Source organism: Streptomyces sp. NPDC055243 (assembly GCF_044544025.1).
Lineage (GTDB): Bacteria > Actinomycetota > Actinomycetes > Streptomycetales > Streptomycetaceae > Streptomyces.
The window spans coordinates 165,942-189,439 of the sequence record NZ_JBITWR010000003.1 but is presented as its reverse complement, the minus strand read 5'-3'; the positions used below and the strand labels follow the sequence as shown (position 1 = coordinate 189,439).

Genomic DNA, 23,498 nt, shown 5'->3' with positions numbered 1-23,498 from the left:
ACAAACCGACATGTACGGCGCGCCGGACAATGGCCGCGGCACGCCGCGACCCCCACGTGGCGAGACGGCACGGGGTGCCCGATAGCCTTCGCCCATGACCTCCCTGCTCCGCGGCGGAGCCGCACTCGTTCGCAGCTCGGCGCGCCGTCGCCGTTCCGTGGCCGCCCTTGGCGCTGTCTCCGCCGGACTCCTCGTCCTGTCGGCCTGCGACAAGCCGACGCCGCTCGCCACCGTCACGGTCGGCAGCGACTCGGTGAACTCCGAGGCCTCCTGCTACAACGACGGCAAGGAGCTCAAGCAGTCCCAGCTCCAGGGCTGCCTCAAGGAGACGGACGTCAAGTCCATCAAGGTCGACCCCGACGAGAAGGTCCGCTTCGGCGTCGACCCCGAGGTCGCCGAGAAGGGCTGGACGCTCCTGATGAACGGTCAGCCGCTCACCGAGGCCAGCAAGAAGACGTACGTCGTCATCCCCGGCAGCGTCTTCTTCAACCAGCAGTACGGCGGCGGCACGAACGCCACCACCGTCAGCCTGCTCGAGGGCGGCAAGGGCTCGGAGGCCAAGGCGACCGGCCTGTGGTCGTTCAAGCTCAAGAAGGACGCCTGACCCGCGGCTCGATGTCCCCTCTCCGCGTGCTGGTGGCCACCGCCGTCCCCGCCGAACGGGACGCGGTGGCCGACCGGCTGCCCCCGCACACCGACGCCGTAGCCGTCGGTGTCGGGCCCGCGGCCGCCGCGGCGCACACGGCGGCCGCCCTCGCACGCACCCCGTACGACCTGGTGATCTCCGCCGGGATCGGCGGCGGCTTCCGGCCCGACGCGCCCATCGGCTCCCTCGTCCTCGCCGACGAGATCACCGCGGCCGATCTGGGCGCCGAGACCCCCGACGGCTTCCTGCCCGTCACCGAGCTCGGGTTCGGCGCCGTCACCCACCGGCCGCCCCTGTCCCTCGTACGGGAATGGGCCGCCGCCTGTGGCGCCCGCACCGGCACCGTCCTGACCGTCTCCACCGTGACCGGCTCCGCCGAGCGCGCCGCCGAGCTGCGGCGCCGCCATCCGCGCGCGCTCGCCGAGGCGATGGAGGGATTCGGCGTCGCCGAGGCCGCCGCCGCGTTCGCACTGCCCGTCCTGGAGATCCGCGCGGTCTCCAACGCCGTCGGGCCGCGGGACCGCGGAGCCTGGCGGATCGGCGAGGCGCTCGGCGCGCTGGGAGAGGCGTTCGGGAAATTCGCGCCCGCACTGGAGAGTTGGAAACGGCATGACTGAATCGCCCGCGCAGGACGCCAAGCCCCTGCAGATCGCTTACTCCCCCTGCCCGAACGACACGTTCGTCTTCGACGCCTGGGCCCATGGCCGGGTGCCCGGCGCGCCCGCGCTCGACGTCACGTTCGCGGACATCGACATCACCAACGGCATGGCCGAGCGCGGCGAGTTCGACGTCCTGAAGGTGTCGTACGCCGTGCTGCCCTACGTCCTCGACGAGTACGCGCTGCTGCCCTGCGGCGGCGCGCTCGGACGCGGCTGCGGCCCGCTGGTCCTGACCCGGGAGCCGGGGGTCGACCTCACCGGCAAGACGGTGGCGGTGCCGAGCGAGAGGTCGACGGCGTATCTCCTCTTCCGGCTCTGGGCCGCGGACACCCTGGCCGGTGGCGTGGGCGAGATCGTGGTGCTGCCCTTCGACCAGATCATGCCCGCGGTGCGGGACGGCAAGGTCGACGCGGGGCTCGTGATCCACGAGGCGCGCTTCACCTATCAGAACTACGGGCTCAACTGCCTCGCCGACATGGGCGAGCACTGGGAGCGGACGACGGGCCTGCCCATCCCGCTCGGCGCGATCATCGCCAAGCGGTCGCTGGGTGCGGACGGCCTGCGGCGGCTCGCGGACAGCGTCCGCACCTCGGTGCGGATGGCCTGGGACGACCCCGAGGCCTCGCGGCCCTACGTGCAGGAGCACGCGCAGGAGATGGATCCGGCCGTCGCCGATCAGCACATTGGCTTGTACGTGAACGAGTTCACGGCCGATCTGGGCGAGAACGGCTATGCGGCGATCCGCGGGCTGCTCACGCGAGCGGCGGCGGAGGGGCTCGTTCCGCCCCTCGCGCCGGATGCGCTCACCTTCGGCTAGCGACCCCTGGGCCCTACACGTCCAGCTGGTCCGCGACCGCCCGCAGCAGGCCCGCGATCTTCGCGCCCGACGCCTTGTCGGGGTAGCGCCCCTTCTCCAGCATCGGCGTGATGTTCTCCAGGAGCGTCGTCAAGTCCTGGACGATGGACGCCAGTTCATCGGGCTTGCGGCGCTGGGCGGCCGCCACCGACGGCGTCGGGTCGAGGATCGTCACCGAAAGGGCCTGGTCACCGCGCTGGCCCGCGACGACGCCGAATTCGACGCGCTGGCCGGGCTTGAGTGTGTCGACACCTGCGGGCAGTACGGAGGAGTGCACGAAGACGTCGCCGCCGTCATCGCGGGAGAGAAAGCCGAAGCCCTTCTCGCTGTTGAACCACTTGACCTTGCCGGTAGGCACCTGAAGTCCTCGTCCTCGTACTTGTCGTCGTACGCGTCTATGCCGCGGAAAACGGCTCTGGATAGCACTACAGCGGGTCGCCCGACCCGCCAGCACCAAGACTATTGGTCCGTGGGCCGGTGACAAGACGTCCCCGGATTCTTCCTTCGCGCTGGGAACTACCCTGGTCGGGTGCGTGACAAAACCCAAGCGAATTCCGCCGGACCGGGCGATGGCCTGGTCCGGACCGGAGCAATCGTTTTCTTCGTCGGAGCCGTGGCCACTCTGGTCACGGTGGCCCCACTGTTCCTCGGGACCGACCCCTTCCCTTCCATCGCCTACGCGGTGTGCATGCTGATGGGCGTCGGATTCCTCATCGCCGTGGCGGGAGTGCTGCGCGGTATCGCCGTCCAGCGGCGCCAGGCCAGATCGGCGGCCACCTAGCCGCTACTCGGGGCCGCCGCCCGCGACGTACGCGTCGAGCCAGGCGGGGAACTCGGTCAGGTCGGTGAGCACGACGTCCGCGCCCGCCGCGCGCAGTTCCGCTGCGTCGCACGGCCCGGTCGCCACCGCGACGGAGAGCGCGTCCGCCGTACGCGCGCCGCGTACATCACCGGTGTGGTCACCGACGTACACCGCCGCGTCGTGCTCGCGCAGTGCCTCCGCCTTCGCCTCGGCCCACAGCCAGCCGATGACCGCGTCCGCCTCGATGCCCAAATGCGCCAGGTGGAGCTTCGCGTTCGGCTCGTGCTTGGCGGTCACCACGATCGCCCGGCCGCCGTGCGAGCGCACGGCCGCGACCGCCTCGGGGGCGCCGGTCATCGCGAGCGAGGGGGCGATGGCGTATGTGGGATAGATCTCACGGTAGCGATCACCCATCTCCTGGATCCGCTCCTCGGGGAACCAGTGGCGCAGCTCCTGCTCGAGGGGCGGGCCGAGGCGGGAGATCGCGAGGTCGGCGTCTATGTGCGTCCCGGTCTCGGCGGACAGGGCCAGGAAGGCCTGCTTGATGCCGGGCCGGGAGTCGATCAGGGTCATGTCGAGGTCGAAGCCGACCGTCAGAGCGCGTGAGGTCATGAGGCCATTGTGCCGAGACTGCCGACCCGGTCCGGAGCCCGGAGCACCCCCTTAGACTTAGCCGAGCCTTACTTCAGACGCTTCCGAAGTACCCCCGCCCTCCCGATCGACCCCCCGAAACGAGCTCAGCCGATGCGTGTGCCAGCCAGACGCGCTGTCGCGATGACGGCGGCCGTCCTGGCCCTGCTGCTCGCGGTCCTGCTCAGCCTCTCCGTCGGCGCCCGCGCGATCGCGCCGTCCGCCGTCATCGACGCCCTGCTGCACGGCGGGCACAGCGACGCAGCCGAGGTCGTCCGCGAGATGCGGGTGCCGCGCACGCTCATCGGCCTGATGGTCGGCGCCGCGCTCGCCCTGGCCGGCACGGTCCTGCAGGGCATCACCCGCAACCCCATCGCCGACCCCGGCATCCTCGGCGTCAGCCAGGGCGCCTCGGTGGGCGTGGTCATGGCGATCGCGTTCGCCGGCGTGCACACCCTCACCGGCTACGTCTGGTACGCCTTCGTCGGCGCCGGTATCGCGTCCGTCGCGGTGTACGCGATCGCCGCGAGCGGCAGAGGCGGCGCGACCCCCGTGAAGCTCGCGCTCGGCGGCGCCGCGATCAACGCGCTCCTGGTCTCCCTGACCACCGCGGTCCTCACCACCAGGGCATCGGCCCTGGACGAGTTCCGCTTCTGGCAGGTGGGCTCGCTCTCCGGGCGCGACGCGGAGATCGTCGGCCAGATCTGGCCGTTCCTGCTGGTGGGGCTGGTTCTCGTGCTGTCCGTGGCCCGCGGCCTCGACGCGCTCGCGCTCGGCGAGGACGTGGCGAAGGGACTCGGGCAGAAGGTCGCGACCGTGCGGATCGTCGGCGGCCTCGGGGCGACCGTGCTCACCGGCGCGGGCGTCGCCGCGGCCGGGCCGATCGCGTTCATCGGGCTCGCGGTCCCGCACATCGCCCGCGCGATCGTGGGCAGCGGGCATCGCTGGGTGCTGCCGATGGCGGCCGTCCTGGGGCCGGTGATGCTCCTCGTCTCCGACACGGTGGGCCGCGTGATCTTTCCTCCGAGCGAGGTGCCTGCGGGTGTGATGACCGCGCTCATCGGGGTGCCGTTCCTTGTGACGCTGGTGCGCCGGAAGGCGGTTGCTGCCTGATGTCCGTCGCTTCTGAACCGCCGCTGCGCGGCGGATCTCTCCCGCCCACCCACCCGAATCCCCGCATCCGGCCCGCAGGGTACGCCGTGGTCCGGTTCGGGAAGGCAGCCTTCCTGCTCCACCGGCGTGCAGCCGTGGCCGCCGTCGCCCTCGCCCTGCTCCTCGCGGCGAGCTGCCTCGCCTACCTCTGCATAGGCGAGTCCTTCGTCCAGCCCTCCGAAGCCCTGAAGGTCGTCCTCGGGCAGCCGTCCCCCGACGAACTGGTCGTGGGAACGCTGCGCGAACCCCGCCTGGCCGTAGGCCTCCTCGTCGGCGCCGCCTTCGGCGTCGCGGGCGGGCTCATCCAGACCGTCGCCCGCAACCCCCTGGCCAGCCCCGACATCATCGGCATCAGCCAGGGCGCGAGCGCCCTGACGGTGGGCGCGATGACCCTCGGGGTCACCTCCGCCACCGTCCTGCCCTACCTCTCGGTGCTCGGCGGCATCGCGGCCGCCGCGCTCGTGTACGTCTTCGCCTGGCGCGGCGGCCTGCACGCCACCCGCTTCGTGCTCATCGGCATCGGCTTCGCGATCGCCCTGCGCTCCATCACCACGCTCTTCATGACCAAGGGCGACTATCTCGTCGCCCAGCAGGCGCAGATCTGGATGACGGGCTCGCTCAACGGCCGCGGCTGGGCGGAGGCGACGCCGCTCGCCTGGACCCTGCTCGCCCTCCTCCCCTTCGTCTTCTGGGCCGCCCGCGCCCAGCGCTCGGTGACCATGGACGACGACACGGCGACCGCACTCGGGGTACGCCTGGGACACGTACGCCTCGGTCTCGTGCTGCTCGGCGTCGTGCTCGCCTCCGTGGCGACCGGCGCCGCGGGGCCCGTCGACTTCGTGGCGCTGCTCGCCCCGCAGATCGCCCGCCGGATGACCCGCACCGCGCAGATCCCGCTGCTCTGCTCGGCGTTGCTCGGCGCGCTGATCATGGTCCTCGCCGACCTGCTGGCCCGGCGGCTCTTCTCGCCCACCGAGCTGCCGGTGGGCGTGCTCACGGCGGCCGTCGGAGCCCCGTACCTGATCTGGCTCATCATCCGAAGCCGTTCCGTCCGCAATGGAGGCACCTCGTGACCGCCGCCCGCCTCAGCGCCCGCGAGCTGACCCTCGCCTACGAGGACCGCGAGGTCGTGCACGAGCTCGAACTCACGGTCCCCGACGGCAAGGTCACGGTCATCGTCGGCCCCAACGCCTGCGGGAAGTCGACCACCCTGCGCGCGCTCGGCCGCCTCCTCAAGCCCAGGAGCGGCGCGGTCCTGCTGGACGGCGAGGCGCTCACCAAGCTGCCCACCAAGAAGATCGCCCAGCAGATCGGACTGCTGCCGCAGACACCGGTCGCACCCGAGGCCATCACCGTCGCCGACCTCGTCGCGCGCGGGCGCCAGCCGCATCAGCACTGGTGGCAGCAGTGGTCCGACGAGGACGAGCGGGCCGTGACGGAGGCGATGGAACGTACCGACGTCGCCGCGCTCGCCGAACGGTCCGTGGACGAGCTGTCGGGCGGTCAGCGCCAGCGGGTGTGGATCGCGATGGCCATCGCCCAGGAGACGGACATCCTGCTCCTGGACGAGCCGACGACGTATCTCGACATCTCGCACCAGGTGGAAGTGCTCGACCTGGTGCGGCAGCTGGCCGCGCGGACGGCCGATGGAGAGCGCGGCCGGACGGTGGTGGTCGTGCTGCACGACCTCAACCAGGCCGCCCGGTACGCCGACCACCTCGTCGCCATGAAGTCGGGCCGGATCGTCGCCGAGGGCGCGCCCGCCGATGTCGTCACCGAGGATCTCGTGCGCGAGGTGTTCGGTCTGGAGTGTGTGGTGGTACCGGACCCGGTGACGGGGTCGCCGTTGGTGGTCCCCGGTGCCCCATGGGCCGCAGAGCCGCACCCGCACGCCACGTCCGACCGAAAGGTGGCCCAGAAGCCATGACCACCAAGCCCAGCTCCTCCACGAACCGCCGCCGCGCGCTCACCGCAGGGGCCCTCGCTCTCAGCGGCGCGCTGGCGCTGTCCGCGTGCGGCTCATCGGACTCTTCCGACGACTCCGGTTCCGGCTCCGGCTCCGGGAAGACGCACATCGTCAAGACCGCCATGGGGGACGTGAAGGTCCCGGTCGCGCCCAAGCGGGTCGTCGTCCTCGACACGGCCGAGCTGGACTCCGCGATCACGCTGGGCGTGAAGCCGGTCGGTTCCACGCACGTCGAGGCGTCGTCGGGCTTCCCCAGCTACCTGCCCAAGGAGAAGGTCAGCGGCATCAAGGACGTGGGCGAGATGCTGAACCCGAACATGGAGGCCATCGCGGCCCTCGATCCGGACGTCATCCTCACCAGCAAGATCCGGCACGCGGCGAAGTACGAGCAGCTCAAGCAGATCGCGCCGACCGTGATGACGGAGAACACCGGATACCCCTGGAAGGAGAACTTCCAGGTGCACGCCGACGCGCTCGGCAAGAAGCCCGAGGCGAAGAAGATCGTCTCCGCCTACGACGCACACGCCGAGCAGGTCACGTCAGCCGTCGGCGGCCCGGCGAAGGCCAAGGCGACGGAGGTCAACGTCGTCCGCTTCGTGGAGGGCGCGGACATCCGCATCTACGGCGAGCGGACGTACATCGCCACGCTCCTCAAGGACGTGGGTCTGGGCCGCCCCGCCGTCGCGGCCAAGGCCAAGGACGGCTTCTCGTACGACGTGTCGCCCGAGAAGATCGACCTCGCCGACGCGGACGTCATCTTCCGTTCCACGTACGGCGATCCGAAGAAGTCCAAGCAGACGCAGACCGTCGGCAGCAGCCTGTGGAAGAACATGGACGCGGTGAAGAAGGGCAACGTCCACACGGTCGACGACGAGCTGTGGATCCAGGGCATCGGCTACACGGCGGCGAACAAGATCCTGCACGAGATGCAGAGTTCCCTGACGACCAACTGACCACCGTTCCCCGCTGGCTCACGGCTGCCGCCGCTGAGACCTCCACAGGAGGTAGAGCGCGGAGGCGATGGCCGCGCCGCGCACCACCCAGGGCCAGGTCTCGGCCATGGCGTCGCTCATGTGGCCGTCGACGACGGGATCGCCCCAGCGGCCTTCGTTCCGCCCCCACAGCCAGGTGATCCCGGCCGCCACGGAAAGCCCGGGCAGCCCGATGACGGCCCACTTCGCCTCGGCACGGCTCAGCCTGCGCGAGGCGTAGGCGAGAAGCCAGCCACCGCCCAGGGCAAGCCAGTTGCCGAGGATGGCGCCGACGGTGAGGAGGGCTGCGGCGAGCAGGAGGAGGGGGTTGGTGAAGCGGGGCGCGGCGGCTGCGGCGGTGGGGCGGAGGCGGAGGCGACGCCGGGCGGGAGCGGGCGCGAGGACCTCTCCTTCGCCTTCTTCTCCCTCGCCCTCTCCATCCTCTTCCCTCTCGTCTTCCTCTTCCTCGTCGAGGCGCTTCTTCGGCGGGGGCTTGAGGATTTCGGGGATTTCTACGCCGCCGGTGAAGCCGGGAACACTGTCGGCGAGGCCGAAGGGGCTGCTGTCCACGCGCCACCAGTCGGGCTCGGAGCCGCTGGGACCGAGCTCGTCCGTGCCGGCGAGGTGCGGCGGGGAGGGCTTCAGGTCTTCCTGGGGCTCCGGTTCCTCCGCCGCAGGGCGGGGCCGGGGAACCACGCGGCGCAGCCGCTTGGCCCGCTCTTTCGGCTCCGAAGCGCGCTGGGCAGGAACGGCGGGACGAGATACGTCGGCCCCCGCCGCATCACCAGAGCCGGCGGCTTCGACCAGCTCCTCGGGGGTGCCGAGGCGATCGAGGATGCGTCGTATGGAGGCGGGGTTGTCGGCCGTGGTCTTCGCCCGGCTGCGGTCGATCTGGTTCCGCAGTTCTGAGACCAGGCGCATACGGGTGCCTGACGGCAGCTGACGCTGCTGGGCCAGGTCGCCGACGCGGCTCAGATAGTCGAAGACGAGCTGATCGCTCTCGATCCCCACGAAGTCCCCTCCGAGGCGGCCCCGTTGACGTCCGCCCTCCTATACCCGATACGCCGACGGTACCGCGTCCCCAAGGCCGGGGGCGCCCCCTCATTTCCCCCCGCATCCACAACCAACGAACAAGCTTTCCCACCCACCCGCCCGATTGCCCTGCGGTGCCAGGGATGTGGGTGGGGTGGGCATGGGAGGTGCAGCCGGGGTGGTGAGCGATCCGGGTGGACGGGGTGAGCGGGGGGCGACTCGGGCGGGTGGGATGTTCTGCCGGGGTGGGAGGGGGACGCGTACAGCTGGAGTATCGGTGCGGGTGGGTCTTGTGGGCGGCGGCCCAGCTCAGTCACCGGAGATCAGCCCTCGTGCACCCGCAGTCGGGAGCGCTCGGGAGGGGACGTGCCGGTATGTCCGCCCGGAGCACGGTTCGCGGCGCTCCGGAGCCGCAGCAACCCCACGGCCACCGGACGATAGCGAGGACGGACATACCGGCACGGCCCCGCACCCACCCCCGGACCGGGACCGCAGCTTGCGGCACGACCCGACGTGAGGGACAGGACCGCACCCCCCAGGAACGCACGGTGCCGCACCCCAACCCGCTACCGTGAGCCTGATGAGCACCGACGAGCAGCCCCAGCGCCCAGCGGACACACCCCGGTCCCTCGCCGAGGCACTCCGCTCCCGTGACGACGCGTCCCTGGGCGCGCTGCTCCACGCCCGCCCCGACCTCCTCACCCCGGTCCCGAACGACCTCACCCAGCTCGCCACCCGCGCCGCCACCCGCGCCTCCGTGGTCCGCGCACTGGAGCGGCTCGACCGGTTCTCCCAGCAGGTCGCCGAGGCACTCGCCGTGGCTCCCGAACCGGCGACGTACGAGGAACTGCACGCCCTCGTCGCCGGAGACGAGGGAGGCGACGCCACAGGCAACGCCCCAGGCACCGTCGACACCGCCCTCCGCCACGCCCTCGCCACCCTCCGCGAACAAGCCCTCATCTGGGGCGCCGACGACCGCCTCCGCCTCGTCCGCACCGCACGCGAACTCCTCGCCCCCGCCCCCCAGTACCCCTCCCCCACCGGCCTCGGCCCCACCGTCGCCGAAGCCACCGCGGGCATGTCGCCGAACCGTATGCAGGACATCGTGGCGGCGGCGGGCCTCCCCTCCACCCACGACGCCGTCTCCGCCGTCCGCTCGCTCACCGACCTCTTCACGGACCGCACCCGCATGTCCGCCCTGCTCGACGAAGCCCCCGCCGAGTCCGTCGAAGTGCTCTCGCGGCTCGTCTGGGGCCCGCCCTACGGCCAGGTGACCGCCGACCCGGCCCGCCACCTGCGCTGGCTCCTCGACCGGGGGCTCCTGCTCCCCACGTCCCCCGGCACGGTCGTACTCCCCCGCGAAGCAGCCCTGCACCTGCGCGCAGGCCGCGCCCACCGCGTCCTCGAACCGGCACCGCCCGCCGTCGAGCCGCTGCGCGAACACCGTCCACAGGCTGTGGACGCCGCGGCGGCGAGCCAGGCGTACATGGCGCTCGACACGGTCGAGGAGCTCCTGAAGGACTGGGACGAGGGCGGCCCCACCGTGCTGCGCGCGGGCGGCCTCAGCGTGCGCGACCTGAAGCGGACCGCGGTGGCCCTGGACGTCCCGGAGCCGGTCGCGGCCTTCTGGGTCGAACTGGCCTACGCGGCGGGCCTCGTGGCGGCGGACGGCGAGGCGGACGAGCGGTACGCGGCGACGCCCGCCTACGACGACTGGCAGGAACTGCCCGCCCCCGAGCGCTGGTCGGTCCTCGCCACGGCGTGGCTGACGGCGACCCGCACGGCGGGCCTGATCGGCGGCCGTGACGGCAAGGACCGCACACTGTCGGCGCTCGGCCCGCACCTGGACCGCTCCTCGGCGCCCGAGATCCGGCACCGCGTACTCACGCTCCTCACCACCCTGCCGGACGGCGCGAGCCCCACGCCCGAGTCGATGCTGGCGCGCCTGCGCTGGGAGCGACCGCCACGCGGCTCGGCCGGGGGCGGCGCCTCCGCCGGCGGCGTGTCCTCCGGCGGAGGCGCCGCCCCCGGCAACGCGCCCATGGAGCTGCGGGCCCGCATCGCGCAATGGACCCTGAACGAGGCCGAGTTGCTGGGCGTCACCGGACGCGGCGCCCTGTCCGCGCACGGCCGCGCCCTGCTCGGCTCCGAGAGCGAGGGGGGGAGAGCCGGCGCAGGCAGCGCAGGCGCACCCCCCGTACCCCCCGTACCCCCCTCCCCTCCCTCCCGCGCCGAACTCGCCGTATCCGGCGCGAGAGCCGCCAGACTCCTCGCACCGCTGCTCCCCGAACCGCTCGACCACGTACTGCTTCAGGCCGACCTCACCGCCGTGGCCCCCGGCCCGCTGGAGCGGCCGCTGGCCGAGACGCTCGCCGTGCTCGCCGACGTCGAGTCGAAGGGCGGGGCGACGGTGTACCGGTTCACGCCCGGCTCCGTGCGGCGCGCGCTCGACGCGGGCAAGGCCGCGTCCGACCTGCACGCCTTCCTGGCCGCGCACTCCCGTACGCCGGTGCCGCAGCCACTGGCGTACCTCATCGACGACGTGGCCCGTAAACACGGCCACCTGCGGATCGGCGCCGCGTCCGCGTACGTCCGCTGCGACGACGAGGCCCTCCTGAACGAGATCCTGGCCGACAAGCGCTCCCAGACCCTGCGCCTGCGCCGCCTCGCCCCGACCGTGCTCGCCGCGCAGGCGGACCCCGGGGCGCTCCTCGAAGGCCTGCGCGGGATGGGCTTCGCACCCGCCGCGGAGAGCGCCGAGGGCGACGTACTGATCACGCGGGCCCACGCCCACCGTTCACCGCCCCGCACCGCGCCCGAGCCGGTCCACGACGGCCCCCAGCTGGCCGACAACACGCTGATCGGCGCGGCGGTACGCGCCATCCGCGCCGGCGACCTGGCTTCGACGGCCCCCCGCAAGGCGACCCCGGAGGCAGGCGACTCCCTGCCCCGCACCACGGCGGCGGAGACCCTCGCCACCATGCAGGCGGCGGTCCTGACGGGCGAGGCGGTCTGGATCGGCTACGTCAACGCGGAGGGCTCGGCGAGCCAGCGCGTGATCGCCCCGATCCGCGTGGAGGGCGGCTTCGTCACGGCGTACGACCACACGGCGGACGAGGTCAAGACGTACCCCTTGCACCGGGTCACGGGCGTCGCGGAACTGGCGGACGACTAGGCCACCGGGGCTCGGCGAGTCCCGGCAGGCGGCTCATCCGGAACAGATCCGGAACAGCCTGCGGCTTCGGCCGACGCCTGAGGCCGGAACTTATTCACGCGCCATGCGGCACACTGGACGTTTGGCTTACCGAAAGGGTGCGCGCGTGAATGGTCCCCTGATCGTCCAGTCGGACAAGACTCTCCTGCTCGAGGTCGACCACGAGCAGGCCGACGCCTGCCGCCGAGTCATCGCGCCCTTCGCGGAGCTGGAGCGTGCTCCCGAGCACATCCACACCTACCGCGTGACGCCGCTCGGCCTGTGGAACGCCCGTGCGGCGGGACACGACGCGGAGCAGGTCGTGGACGCGCTGGTGGAGTACTCCCGCTATCCCGTGCCGCACGCGCTGCTCGTGGACATCGCCGAGACGATGGCGCGCTACGGACGGCTCACGCTGTCGAAGCACCCCACGCACGGTCTCGTCCTGACCTCCACCGACCGGCCGGTCCTGGAGGAGATCCTGCGGTCCAAGAAGGTGCAGCCGCTCGTCGGGGACCGGGTGGACGCGGACACCGTCGTCGTCCACCCGTCCGAGCGCGGGCAGATCAAGCAGACGCTCCTGAAGCTGGGCTGGCCCGCCGAGGACCTCGCCGGGTACGTCGACGGCGAGGCGCACCGGATCGAGCTCGCGGAGGACGGCTGGGCGCTGCGGCCGTATCAGAAGCAGGCGGTCGAGGGGTTCTGGCACGGCGGCAGCGGTGTGGTCGTGCTGCCCTGTGGTGCGGGAAAGACGCTGGTCGGGGCCGGTGCCATGGCCGAGGCCAAGGCGACGACGCTGATCCTGGTGACCAACACGGTCTCCGCGCGGCAGTGGAAGAGCGAGCTGATCAAGCGGACCTCGCTGACCGAGGAGGAAATCGGTGAGTACAGCGGGACCCGGAAGGAGATCCGGCCCGTCACGATCGCCACGTACCAGGTCCTGACGACGAAGCGGAAGGGTGTCTACCCGCACCTGGAGCTGTTCGACTCCCGGGACTGGGGGCTCATCGTCTACGACGAGGTGCACCTGCTGCCCGCCCCCGTCTTCAAGTTCACCGCCGACCTCCAGGCCCGGCGGCGCCTCGGCCTGACGGCCACGCTGGTCCGGGAGGACGGCCGCGAGTCGGACGTCTTCTCCCTCATCGGCCCCAAGCGGTTCGACGCTCCGTGGAAGGAGATCGAGGCGCAGGGGTACATCGCGCCCGCCGACTGTGTCGAGGTGCGGGTCAATCTGACGGACTCGGAGCGGCTCGCGTACGCGACGGCCGAGGCCGAGGAGAAGTACCGCTTCTGCGCCACGACGGCGACGAAGCGGAAGGTGACGGAAGCGCTGGTGAAGAAGCACGCGGGCGAGCAGACCCTCGTCATCGGCCAGTACATCGACCAGCTCGACGAGCTGGGCGAGCATCTGGACGCGCCCGTCATCAAGGGCGAGACGACGAACGCGCAGCGCGAGAAGCTGTTCGGGGCCTTCCGGGAGGGCGAGATCTCGGTCCTCGTCGTCTCGAAGGTCGCAAACTTCTCGATCGACCTGCCCGAGGCTACGGTCGCGATCCAGGTGTCGGGGACGTTCGGCTCCCGGCAGGAGGAGGCACAGCGGCTGGGCCGCGTGCTGCGTCCGAAGGCGGACGGGCATGAGGCCCGCTTCTACTCCGTCGTGGCCCGGGACACCATCGACCAGGACTTCGCGGCGCATCGGCAGCGGTTCCTCGCGGAGCAGGGGTACGCGTACCGGATCGTGGACGCGGACGAGTTGCTGGCCGACAACTGAGCGCTCCCATGACGGCCAGCGCCAGGGCCAGCAGGGGATAGGGCGACGCGAGTGGCTGTTGCCAGTGGGGCAGGCGTAGGTCCAGGTCGCCCTGGTGCGGGACCAGCCACAGGGTGCGGGCCGTGAAGAGGGCCGCCACCGCCGCGGTCAGGCGGGGGCGGCCCTCTGCCATGAGCAGGGTCAGGAGCGGTACGCACCAGATCCAGTGGTGGGACCAGCTGATGGGCGAGACCAGGAGCGCGGTGGCGGCGGTCAGGAGGACGCCGCGGGGTTCCGTCCCGGCCCTGCGGGCCAGCCACAGGCCGGTGACGGCGACGAGGGCGGTGGGCAGGGCCCACAGGAGCCCCGGGTGCGGGTCGTGGGCCGCGCGGGCGACGAGCCCCTGGAGCGACTGGTTGTCGACGATCCACGCCTTGCCGACGCGGCCCGTCTCGAAGATCCGGTGGGTCCAGAAGTCGAGGCTGGCGGCGGGGAGTGCGAGGGCGCCGAGCGCGAGGGTGCCGGTGAGGGCGGCGGTGGCGGTGAGGCCTTCGCGTACACGCTTCGTGAGGAAGAGGTACGCGATGAAGACCGCCGGGGTGAGCTTGATCCCGGCGGCGACGCCGATCGCGAAGCCCTTGCCGACGGCGCCGGGGGGCCGGGTGAGGTCCCAGAGGATCAGACAGGCGAGGGCGAGGTTGATCTGCCCGAAGAGGACGGTCTGGAAGACGGGCTCCAGCCAGAGGGCGAGGGCGGTGCCCGCGAGAAGGGGGGCGAGGCGGGTGGGGAGCCCGGCGAGGCGGCAGGAGAGGTGGATGAGGACCGCCAGGAGGGCGATGTTCCCCACGAGGAAGGCGAGCTTGAGGGCGGGGAGGGGGAGCCAGGTGGTGGGTACGAAGAGGATGGCGGCGAAGGGCGGGTACGTGGCCGGGAGCTCCCACTCCGTGACGGTGAACCCGTAGAGATCGCTGCCGCTGGCGACGGCGGCGCCTTCGGCTCGGTAGACGAGGGTGTCGGCCATGGGGATGCGTTGGGCCACGCAGAGGGTGGCGAGGACGAGAAGGGAAACGACGAGGAAGACGGCAGCTGTCGGCACGGGCCCCTTGACGCGACGTGACGCCGCCCTCACGCTCAGTTCCTTCACGGCGGTGACCTTAGTAGATCCCGGGGGTGGCGCCACGGGACCGCTCCGCGGGCGGGTACGGCGCCGCACCGGTATGCCCGTCCTCGCTGTCGCCCGGTGGCCGTGGGGCTACTGCCACGTCCCCTCGCGTCGTGGGGCAAGCTGCGGTCCCGCTCCGTCGGTGGGTACGGTGCCGCGCCGGTATGTCCGCCCTCGCTGTCGTCCGGTGACCGCAGGGCTACTGCGCCACGGGCACTGCCGCCTGCAGGCCGTGGGGCGAACTGCGGTCCCGCTCCGTCGGTGGGTACGGTGCCGCGCCGGTATGTCCGTCCTCGCTATCGTCCGGTGGCTGTGGGGTTGCTTCGGCACCGGAGCGCCGCGAACCGTGCTCCGGGCGGACATACCGCCACGTCCCCTCCCGAGCGCTCCCGACTGCGGGTAGTCGCTGGCCGCTGCGGGGCAATCGGGCGGGTGGGCGGGAAAGGCTCGTTCGTCCAGGGTCGGATGCGGAGTTCCGGGCGGGTGGGCGGGAGAGGTCCGTTCGGCCCGGGTAGGTGCGGGGCACCCCCCGCCCCGCCCCCCCCCGGGGGGAAATCGGTGGTCCCGCCATGCAGCGGGGCCTAAACTGCTCCGTCTGCCCGCGTGGAACGCGGCGCCACCGACCGGTCGGCAACCGGCGGCACACACCCCGCACCCCCCGCCGGAGGCACCCCGTGCAGGCCCACCCCGACCCCCTCTCCCGCGAACGCACCCACCTCGCCGCATCCCGCTCGGCCCTCCGAGCCATGCGCGAGGACGCCGAAGCGCTCGACATCCGCGACGTCACCGCGAACTGGGTGAACGCCGCCGTCCTGCAGAGCCAGATCGACGACCGGATCAAGTCCCTCGCCGATCTCTCCCACACGCCCCTCTTCTTCGGGCGGCTCGACTATCTCCACGCCCCCGGCGCCGATCAGGCGGAAGGCGCCGAGGGGGAGCAGTTCTACATCGGGCGGCGGCACGTCCACGACGCCGACGGCGACCCGATGGTCATCGACTGGCGCGCCCCCGTCTCGCAGCCCTTCTACCGCGCCTCCAAGAAGGCCCCGATGGACATCGGCCTGCGGCGGCGGTTCGGCTACACCGGCGGTGAACTCACCGCGTACGAGGACGAGCACCTCAGCGACGCCGACGAGAAGGAGCAGACCAGCAGGCTGCTCCAGCAGGAGATCGAGCGGCCCCGCGTCGGCCCCATGCGCGACATCGTCGCCACCATCCAGCCCGAGCAGGACGAGATCGTCAGGAGTGGGCTCGGGGGGTCCGTCTGCGTGCAGGGCGGGCCGGGGACCGGGAAGACCGCCGTCGGGCTGCACCGTGTCGCCTATCTGCTCTACGCCCACCGGGACCGGCTCGCCCGCACCGGCACCCTCGTCATCGGGCCCAACAAGTCCTTCCTGCATTACATCGAGCAAGTACTTCCCGCTCTGGGCGAGTTGGAGGTCAAGCAGGCCACCGTCGACGATCTCGTCGCCCACGTCGACGTTCGGGGCGTCGATGACGCCGCCGCTGCCGTCGTCAAAGGCGATGCCCGCATGGCCGACGTACTGCGGAGAGCCCTGCGGTCCCACGTGAGCATGCCCGAGGAGCCCGTTGTCGTGGTGCGGGGGTCACGGCGTTGGCGTGTGGCCGCTTATGAACTTGAGGAGATCGTCAGGGAGTTGCTCGACCGCGATATTCGGTACGGCGCCGCCCGCGACGCCCTGCCTCAGCGCATCGCCCACGCCGTACTCGTCAGGATGGAGCAGGCCGGCGAGGCTCCTGACGACCGCGTGCAGGACGCCGTCGCCCGCAACCCTGCCGTGAAGGCCGCCGTCAAGGCCGTGTGGCCGCCCGTCGATCCCGCCAAGCTCGTGCTCCGGCTGCTCTCCGACGGCGAGTTCCTCGCCCGGCACGCGGACGGCATCCTCGACGCCGACGAGCAGAAGCTCATCCTGTGGGCCAAGGCCCCGCGCAGCCTCAAGGCCGTCAAGTGGTCCGCCGCCGATGCCGTGCTGGTCGACGAGGCCAGTGATCTGGTCGCCCGGACCCACTCCTTGGGCCATGTCGTCCTCGATGAGGCGCAGGACCTCTCCCCCATGCAGTACCGCGCCGTCGGGCGCCGCTGCACCACCGGGTCCGCCACCGTCCTCGGCGACCTCGCGCAGGGCACCACCCCGTGGGCCACCCGGAGCTGGGAGCAGGCCCTGGAGCATCTGGGGAAGGGCGACGCCGTGGTGGAGGAGCTCACCGCGGGGTTCCGTGTGCCTCGGGAGGTCATCGCGTACGCCTCCCGGCTGCTTCCCTCCATCGCGCCCGGACTCGCCGAGGTGAAGTCCGTGCGTGAGTCGGCCGGTTCGCTCGTGGTGCGGCGCGTGGCGGACCTCGACGCCGCTTCCCTCGCCGCCTGCGTGGAGTCGCTGCGGCAGGAAGGGTCCATCGGGCTCATCGCCGCCGACGCCCGCGTCCCCGCGCTGGCCGAAGCACTCGACGCCGCCGGGATGACGTACCTCTCGCCCGGTGAGGAGACCACCCCCGACACCCGGCTCACGCTCGTGCCCGCCTCCCTCGCCAAGGGACTTGAGTACGACTACGTCGTCCTCGACGAGCCCGCCGCGGTCGTCGACGGCGAGCCCGACGAGCGGACCGGACTGCGGCGGCTGTACGTCGCCCTGACCCGCGCCGTCTCGGGGCTCACCGTCGTGCATGCCGCCGAGCTGCCGGAGCAGCTCGGCGGCTGAGGCTCACGCGTCCAGGGCCGCGCGCCAGGCCGCTACCGCCTGCGCCGACACCGGGGCGTCCCAGCCGTCGGGGCGCGACGCCCCGCCGATGTGGAACGCGTCGACCCCCGCGGCCTTGAGCCGCGGGAGGTGGTCGAGGCGGAGGCCGCCGCCCACCAGGATCTGCTGCTCGTAGCCCTGTTCGCCGGACCGCGCCGCCTCGGCGAGCAGCGTGGGCAGGCCCTCGTCCACGCCCGTCGCCGCGCCCGCGGTGAGGTAGGTGTCGAGGCCGGGCAGGTCCGCGAGCTGCTTGCGCAGGGCGTCGCGGTCGGGGGTCCGGTCGATGGCCCGGTGGAACGTCCAGCGGCAGCCGTCGAGCGCGTCCACCACCGCTTCCACCGCCGCCAGGTCGGGGCCGCCCGTCTCGTCGAGGAAGCCCAGGACGAACTCGTCGGCGCCCGCGCTCCTGAGCTCGCGCGCGTGGCGTACGAGAGCGGACACGTCGCCCGCGTCGAAGCCGTCCGCGAGGCGCAGCATCACGCGCAGGGAGATGTCCACGGCGGCGCGGATCTCGGCAAAGGTCGCGCGGGACGGGGTCAGGCCGTCCGCGGCCATGTCGGTGACCAGCTCGAGGCGGTCCGCGCCTCCGGCCTGGGCGGCGACGGCGTCCTCGGCGTCGAGGGCGATCACCTCCAGGACTGCACGCTTGCTCATGGATGTCTTCCTTCGGGTCCGGGGCCGCGGGGGCGGGCATCGCGGAACACGTCCGAGAACGCGTCCTTGAAACCGCCGCACATAGGTCTAGTCCAATTACCCAGCCTACGCGCAGATCACCCCGGCGCGACCCAACCGCACCGGGGTGACCGTAAAGACATGTACACGTCGATCTTGCCGAAGGTTAGGGCCCGCGGCCCATAGCCGTTCAGCTGAGCGGCTTGAACCCCCGCAGGCGCAGGCTGTTGCCGACCACGAAGACCGAGGAGAACGCCATCGCGGCGCCCGCGATCATCGGGTTCAGGAGGCCGGCCGCGGCCAGCGGCAGCGCGCCCACGTTGTAGGCGAAGGCCCAGAACAGGTTCGACTTGATCGTGCCGAGCGTGCGGCGGGAGAGGCGGATCGCATCCGCCGCCGCCCGCAGGTCTCCTCGTACGAGCGTGAGGTCGCCCGCCTCGATCGCGGCGTCCGTGCCCGTGCCCATCGCGAGACCCAGGTCGGCCTGGGCCAGCGCCGCCGCGTCGTTCACGCCGTCGCCGACCATCGCCACGCTCCGGCCCTCCGCCTGGAGGCGCTTGACGACGTCCACCTTGTCCTGCGGCATGACCTCGGCGATCACGTCGTCGGGCGCGATGCCCACCTCGGCGGCCACCGATGCCGCGACCGCCTTGTTGTCGCCGGTCAGGAGGATGGGGGTGAGGCCGAGGGCGCGCAGGCGGCGGATCGCCTCCGGGCTCGTCTCCTTCACCGCGTCGGCCACCTCGAGGACCGCGCGCGCCTCGCCGTCCCACGCGACCGCGATCGCCGTACGACCGGCGGCCTCGGCCTCGGCCTTCGCCCGCTCCAGCTCCACGGGGAGCCCGATCGCCCTTCCCCAAGCTCTCGACTTCGCTCGACCAGGGGAGACCCCAATCTTCAGCAGCGCCTCGCGCCCGACCAGGACCGCGTGGCCCTCGACGACGCCCTGGACGCCCAGGCCCGCCACGTTCGCGAAGTCCTCGGGAGTGGGGAGCGTGCCGACCCGCTCAGCCGCTCCGGTGGCCACGGCTTGCGCGATGGGGTGCTCCGAGGAGTGCTCCAACGCCCCCGCGAGCCGCAGGACTTCCTCCTCGCTCACACCGTCCGCCGTGTGCGTGGCGAGCAGGGTCATCTTGCCGGTGGTGACGGTGCCGGTCTTGTCCAGGACGATCGTGTCGACCTTGCGGGTCGACTCCAGGACCTCCGGGCCCTTGATCAGGATGCCGAGCTGGGCGCCGCGACCGGTGCCGACCATGAGGGCGGTCGGTGTCGCGAGCCCCAGGGCGCAGGGGCAGGCGATGATCAGTACGGCGACCGCGGCGGTGAAGGCCGCCGTCAGGCCGGAGCCGTTGCCGAGCCAGAAGCCGAGGGTGGCGACGGCCAGCGCGATGACGACCGGCACGAAGACCGCCGAGATCCGGTCGGCGAGGCGCTGGGCCGCCGCCTTGCCGTTCTGCGCGTCCTCGACGAGCTTGGCCATGCGGGCCAGTTGGGTGTCGGAGCCGACGCGGGTGGCCTCGACGACCAGGCGTCCGCCGACGTTCAGCGTGGCGCCGGTGACCGCGTCGCCCTTGGCGACCTCGACCGGCACGGACTCGCCGGTGAGCATGGAGGCGTCGACGGCGGAGGCGCCCTCGACGACCCTGCCGTCGGTGGCGATCTTCTCGCCGGGGCGTACGAGGAATCGGTCGCCGGTCTTCAAGTCGCTTACGGGGATGGTCTCTTCGCGGCCGCCGTCCCGCAGGACCGTGACGTCCTTGGCGCCCAGCTGGAGCAGCGCCTTCAGGGCGGCGCCCGCCTTGCGCTTGGAGCGGGCCTCGAAGTAGCGGCCGGCCAGGATGAAGGCGGTGACTCCCGCCGCGGCCTCCAGGTAGATGTTCCCCGCGCCGTCCGTGCGGGAGATGGTCAGCTCGAAGGGGTGCGTCATGCCGGGCGTGCCGGCCGTACCGAAGAACAGCGCCCACAGCGACCAGACGAAGGCCGCCGACGTGCCGACCGAGATCAGCGTGTCCATCGTCGCGGCGCCGTGCCGCGCGTTCGTGAACGCGGCCTTGTGGAAGGGCCAGGCCGCGTACGTCACGACCGGCGCCGCCAGGGTCAGGGACAGCCACTGCCAGTACTCGAACTGCAGGGCCGGGATCATCGCCATCGCGACGACGGGCAGGGAGAGCAGCACGGCGGTGATCAACCGCTCGCGCAGGGGCCGCAGTTCGTCGTCGGCCCGCTGCTCGTCGTCGGCCGCATCCGGCTCCGCGCGGGCCGGGGCGGGCTCCTGCGCGGTGTAGCCGGTGGCCTCGACGGTGGCGATCAGGTCCTGGACGGCGACGTCCTGGCCGCGGTAGCTGACCTTGGCCTTCTCGGTGGCGTAGTTCACCGTGGCCTCGACGCCGTCCATGCGGTTGAGCTTCTTCTCGATGCGGGCGGCGCACGAGGCGCAGGTCATGCCACCGATGGCGAGCTCTACTTCTGCCACCTCGGTGCTGCCGGGTGTGGTGGACATGTCTGCGGGCTCCTCGTGATGTGTCGTGGGCGGGCTTCGGGTCGGGGTACCCGGGGCGGGTACCGCTGTCTAGATCCATATATACCCCTGGGGGGTATTGAGCGCAAGAGAAGTCCGGACTTGACTTCATACCCCTAGGGGGTATCTTCGGATGCATGAGGAGCCGCCCGCAAGGCGCACTCGGCCCGCTTCATTCATCTCTTGGGAGCCGTCATGAACACCGGAATGAAGATCACCGCCTTCGCCGCCGCCGTCGCCGCGACCTTCGGCACCGCGTACGGGGTCGGCCAGGGCGTCGACCCCGTGACCGCGCAGAAGAAGCCCGCGAGCGAGCACGGCGGGCACACGGGCGAGAAGGAGGAGCCAGGCGGTACGGGGGCCGGCGCGGGGCACGCGGACACCGTCCCCGGCGGCCTTCAGATCTCCGAGCGCGGCTACACGCTCGACCTGCGGACCTCGCGCATCGACGCCGAGAAGCGGGAGGAGCTGCGGTTCGCGGTGGTCGAGCAGACCAAGGGCGGCAAGGGCGGCAAGGGCAAGAACGTCACGGCGTACGAGAGGGAGCACGGCAAGGAGCTGCACCTCATCGTCGCCTCACAGGACCTGAGGACCTACCGCCACCTGCACCCGACCCGCGCGGCGGACGGCACCTGGTCGACGCCGGTCGAGCTCCCGGAGGCGGGCGGCTACCGCGTCTTCGCCGACTTCAAGCCCGAGGGCGCGAAGGAGGGCCTGACGCTGGGGGCGGACCTCGCGGTGGCAGGGAAGTACGAGCCGAGGAAGTTGCCCGAGGCCGACACGAAGGCTTCCGTGGCCGGTGGGTACGAGGTCAGCCTCAAGGGCGAGTTGAAGCCCGGGAAGTCCAGTGACGTGACCCTGGACGTGGAGAAGAACGGCAGGCCGGTCACCGACCTGCAGCCCTATCTCGGCTCGTACGGCCACCTGGTCGCCCTGCGGTCCGGGGACCTGGCGTACCTCCACGTGCACCCGACCGGTTCGCCGGGCGACGGCAGGACGAAGCCGGGCCCCGGCGTCTCCTTCGCGGCGACGGCGCCGAGTGCGGGGGCGTACCGCCTGTTCCTCGACTTCAAGCATGAGGGGAAGGTGCGGACGGCGGAGTTCACGGTGTGGGCCGGGGCTTCCCAGCAGGGGGGCGAGGATGAGGGTGCCCCGGAGCCGGGCGGGCACCAGCACTAGGCTCCGCCGGGTGCCGTTCGCGGTGTCTCTGCGGGTCCGCTGTGGCTGGGCGCGCCGTTCCCCGCGCCCCTTACGGGGCCCGACCGGCGTGCTTGTCTGCGGGTTCGTCATGGCTGGGCGCGCCGTTCCCCGCGCCCCTGACGGGGCCCGACCGGGTCAGGTGAGGAGTCCCGACAGGTCGGTTTCCTTTGCTCCTGCCAGTTCGTAGCGGGTGCCTGTCAGGGGGCGGTCCATGTAGAGGCGGATCAAGGTCGGGGCGTCGCCGATGTAGCGGGCCGGCGGGGTGGCGCCGTCGGCCGCGCCGAGCAGCAGCGGCTCGTCCCGGTCGTCCAGGTCCGCGTGCAGCGGCACCGCGCCCGCCGCCTTGCTGCGCGCCGCGAGGAGGACCAGGGCGTCCGGGAGGCCCTCGCCCCCGTACGCGCCCGGCTTCCCCCACGCCTCGCGGACATCGCCCGCGTGGACCCACTCGCCGAGCGCGATCCCGTCCAGGAGCCCGTTGGACTTTGCGATGAGCGGGCCCGCCTCCGTCATCCCGCGCTCCAGCTCGTCCACCACGCGGGAGTTGGACCAGTCGGCGCGCTCGGCGATGTCGCGGTCGTTGCTCTCCGGCGAGAACACGCCCTCCTCGAAGCGGCTCTCGACCACGCGCATCAGCGCCGAGCCGCAGTGCGCGAGCACATGGCGCACGGTCCAGCCCGGACAACAGGTCCGGACCGCGTACGCGTCGTCGGGCGCGGCCCTCAACAGCGGGATCAGCGCATCACGTTCGGTCCGCAGGAGGCGGCCGGGGCGCTCGGGGTCGTACGTTCCGTCGGCACTCGTCGTGGTCGTCATGGACGAAGCCAACCGTGTCGCTCCCGCGCATGGCAACGGACGGACCGGAGTTTAGGGTGCCTCCATGGCCGACGACGAGAACCACGAGCTGCGCGAGCGCTGGCTCGGGACGCTGCTCCGGGCGCGGAACACGGACGAGTGCATCTACGACCCGTACAAGTACGCCGACAACCTGCTCGCGCGGTGGGCCGAACCGCAGCGGCGGTACCACACCACCGCCCACCTGAAGGCGGTCCTCGACCACGTCGACGTACTGGAGGAGCACGCGGACGACGCCGATCTCGTGCGGCTCGCGGCCTGGTTCCACGACGCGGTGTACGCGCCGGACCGCTCCGAGAACGAGGAGCGCAGCGCCCGCCTCGCCGAACGCGCGCTGCCCGAGGCCGGGTTGACCGACGAGCAGACCGCCGAGGTGGCGCGCCTGGTCCGGCTCACCATCACCCACGATCCCGCCGACGGCGACCACAACGGCGAGACGCTGTGCGACGCGGACCTGGCGATCCTGGCCGCCGCCCCGGACGCGTACGCGGCGTACGCCGCCGCGGTCCGCGAGGAGTACGCCTTCGTGCCGGACGAGGACTTCCGCGCCGGCCGCGCGGAAGTCCTGCGCCAACTCCTCTCCCTGCCAAGGCTGTTCCGCACCCCGCACGGAGCGGCCGAGTGGGAGGGCCCGGCCCGCGCGAACCTGGCGACGGAAATGGAGCTGCTCGGCTCCTGAGG

General features: G+C 72.0%; 19 protein-coding genes and 1 pseudogene. 13 read left to right on the top strand and 7 right to left on the bottom strand.

Annotation, left to right across the window (positions count from 1 at the left end; genetic code table 11):
• The first annotated feature begins 94 nt into the window (after positions 1-94).
• From ACIGXX_RS10690 to ACIGXX_RS10680, 3 genes are read left to right on the top strand one after another with little or no spacing between them, the layout of a single operon-like run.
• Entirely contained in the window at positions 95-604 is a 510-nt protein-coding gene (locus ACIGXX_RS10690) for a DUF2771 domain-containing protein (protein ID WP_361467075.1), read from the top strand.
• Positions 605-615: 11 nt separating this feature from the next.
• On the top strand, positions 616-1,263 hold the full coding sequence (locus tag ACIGXX_RS10685) for a futalosine hydrolase (protein ID WP_399974637.1): 648 nt from the start codon (positions 616-618) through the stop codon (positions 1,261-1,263).
• The gene (locus ACIGXX_RS10680) at positions 1,256-2,122 is read left to right on the top strand and encodes a 1,4-dihydroxy-6-naphthoate synthase (RefSeq protein ID WP_399974634.1); all 867 of its coding nucleotides are present in this window, start codon (positions 1,256-1,258) and stop codon (positions 2,120-2,122) included. Before ACIGXX_RS10685 ends, ACIGXX_RS10680 begins: the two co-directional genes overlap by 8 nt.
• Before the next feature lie 13 nt (positions 2,123-2,135).
• Here ACIGXX_RS10680 and ACIGXX_RS10675 read toward each other — a convergent pair whose 3' ends face one another.
• On the bottom strand, positions 2,136-2,519 hold the full coding sequence (locus tag ACIGXX_RS10675) for a cold-shock protein (RefSeq protein ID WP_055701393.1): 384 nt from the start codon (positions 2,517-2,519) through the stop codon (positions 2,136-2,138).
• A 171-nt stretch (positions 2,520-2,690) separates the two neighbouring features.
• On the opposite strand from ACIGXX_RS10675, the gene ACIGXX_RS10670 reads away from it, so the two are divergent.
• A complete protein-coding gene (locus ACIGXX_RS10670) occupies positions 2,691-2,942 on the top strand; it encodes a hypothetical protein (RefSeq protein ID WP_351162565.1) in 252 nt (83 codons plus the stop codon).
• Positions 2,943-2,945: 3 nt separating this feature from the next.
• Here ACIGXX_RS10670 and ACIGXX_RS10665 read toward each other — a convergent pair whose 3' ends face one another.
• Positions 2,946-3,575, bottom strand: coding sequence for an HAD hydrolase-like protein (locus ACIGXX_RS10665; RefSeq protein ID WP_351162563.1), 630 nt, complete (start codon positions 3,573-3,575; stop codon positions 2,946-2,948).
• A gap of 132 nt (positions 3,576-3,707) precedes the next feature.
• On the opposite strand from ACIGXX_RS10665, the gene ACIGXX_RS10660 reads away from it, so the two are divergent.
• Genes ACIGXX_RS10660 through ACIGXX_RS10645 form a run of 4 tightly spaced genes read left to right on the top strand, consistent with a single transcriptional unit; the run spans position 3,708 to position 7,664 of the window.
• Positions 3,708-4,706: an iron ABC transporter permease gene (locus ACIGXX_RS10660; protein ID WP_351162561.1), complete on the top strand. Its 999-nt coding sequence runs from the start codon at positions 3,708-3,710 to the stop codon at positions 4,704-4,706.
• A complete protein-coding gene (locus tag ACIGXX_RS10655; RefSeq protein ID WP_399974629.1) occupies positions 4,706-5,818 on the top strand; it encodes a FecCD family ABC transporter permease in 1,113 nt (370 codons plus the stop codon). Before ACIGXX_RS10660 ends, ACIGXX_RS10655 begins: the two co-directional genes overlap by 1 nt.
• Positions 5,815-6,672, top strand: coding sequence for an ABC transporter ATP-binding protein (locus ACIGXX_RS10650; protein ID WP_351162557.1), 858 nt, complete (start codon positions 5,815-5,817; stop codon positions 6,670-6,672). The genes ACIGXX_RS10655 and ACIGXX_RS10650 overlap by 4 nt, the downstream gene beginning before the upstream one ends.
• A complete protein-coding gene (locus ACIGXX_RS10645; RefSeq protein ID WP_399974625.1) occupies positions 6,669-7,664 on the top strand; it encodes an ABC transporter substrate-binding protein in 996 nt (331 codons plus the stop codon). Before ACIGXX_RS10650 ends, ACIGXX_RS10645 begins: the two co-directional genes overlap by 4 nt.
• 18 nt (positions 7,665-7,682) lie before the next feature.
• On the opposite strand, the gene ACIGXX_RS10640 is transcribed toward ACIGXX_RS10645, so the two are convergent.
• On the bottom strand, positions 7,683-8,693 hold the full coding sequence (locus ACIGXX_RS10640) for a hypothetical protein (protein WP_361467095.1): 1,011 nt from the start codon (positions 8,691-8,693) through the stop codon (positions 7,683-7,685).
• A gap of 601 nt (positions 8,694-9,294) precedes the next feature.
• Here ACIGXX_RS10640 and ACIGXX_RS10635 point away from each other — a divergent pair.
• Positions 9,295-11,889 (top strand): helicase-associated domain-containing protein, encoded by a 2,595-nt coding sequence (locus ACIGXX_RS10635; protein WP_399974622.1) that lies wholly within the window; start codon positions 9,295-9,297, stop codon positions 11,887-11,889.
• Positions 11,890-12,034: 145 nt separating this feature from the next.
• Positions 12,035-13,678 (top strand): DNA repair helicase XPB, encoded by a 1,644-nt coding sequence (locus tag ACIGXX_RS10630; protein ID WP_351162549.1) that lies wholly within the window; start codon positions 12,035-12,037, stop codon positions 13,676-13,678.
• Here the strand turns inward: ACIGXX_RS10630 and ACIGXX_RS10625 are convergent.
• Positions 13,647-14,792 (bottom strand): annotated as a pseudogene (locus tag ACIGXX_RS10625) (glycosyltransferase 87 family protein); the annotation flags it as partial. The gene ACIGXX_RS10630 and the pseudogene ACIGXX_RS10625 sit on opposite strands and share 32 nt — an antisense overlap.
• Before the next feature lie 701 nt (positions 14,793-15,493).
• Between ACIGXX_RS10625 and ACIGXX_RS10620 the strand changes: the two are divergent.
• On the top strand, positions 15,494-17,536 hold the full coding sequence (locus ACIGXX_RS10620) for a HelD family protein (protein ID WP_383819094.1): 2,043 nt from the start codon (positions 15,494-15,496) through the stop codon (positions 17,534-17,536).
• 3 nt (positions 17,537-17,539) lie between these two features.
• Here the strand turns inward: ACIGXX_RS10620 and ACIGXX_RS10615 are convergent, their stop codons facing one another.
• Together ACIGXX_RS10615 and ACIGXX_RS10610 are read right to left on the bottom strand one after the other, a co-directional pair.
• Complete coding sequence (locus ACIGXX_RS10615; RefSeq protein WP_351168608.1) at positions 17,540-18,229, bottom strand: copper homeostasis protein CutC; 690 nt, start codon at positions 18,227-18,229, stop codon at positions 17,540-17,542.
• A 208-nt stretch (positions 18,230-18,437) separates the two neighbouring features.
• Complete coding sequence (locus tag ACIGXX_RS10610; RefSeq protein ID WP_383819090.1) at positions 18,438-20,747, bottom strand: heavy metal translocating P-type ATPase; 2,310 nt, start codon at positions 20,745-20,747, stop codon at positions 18,438-18,440.
• Between the two features lie 213 nt (positions 20,748-20,960).
• Here ACIGXX_RS10610 and ACIGXX_RS10605 point away from each other — a divergent pair, with 213 nt between their 5' ends.
• Positions 20,961-21,944: a hypothetical protein gene (locus ACIGXX_RS10605; protein ID WP_399974616.1), complete on the top strand. Its 984-nt coding sequence runs from the start codon at positions 20,961-20,963 to the stop codon at positions 21,942-21,944.
• Between the two features lie 156 nt (positions 21,945-22,100).
• On the opposite strand, the gene ACIGXX_RS10600 is transcribed toward ACIGXX_RS10605, so the two are convergent.
• Positions 22,101-22,778, bottom strand: coding sequence for a maleylpyruvate isomerase family mycothiol-dependent enzyme (locus tag ACIGXX_RS10600; protein WP_366462498.1), 678 nt, complete (start codon positions 22,776-22,778; stop codon positions 22,101-22,103).
• Positions 22,779-22,842: 64 nt separating this feature from the next.
• Here ACIGXX_RS10600 and ACIGXX_RS10595 point away from each other — a divergent pair, with 64 nt between their 5' ends.
• On the top strand, positions 22,843-23,496 hold the full coding sequence (locus tag ACIGXX_RS10595; protein ID WP_383819084.1) for a hypothetical protein: 654 nt from the start codon (positions 22,843-22,845) through the stop codon (positions 23,494-23,496).
• Positions 23,497-23,498: the final 2 nt, after the last annotated feature.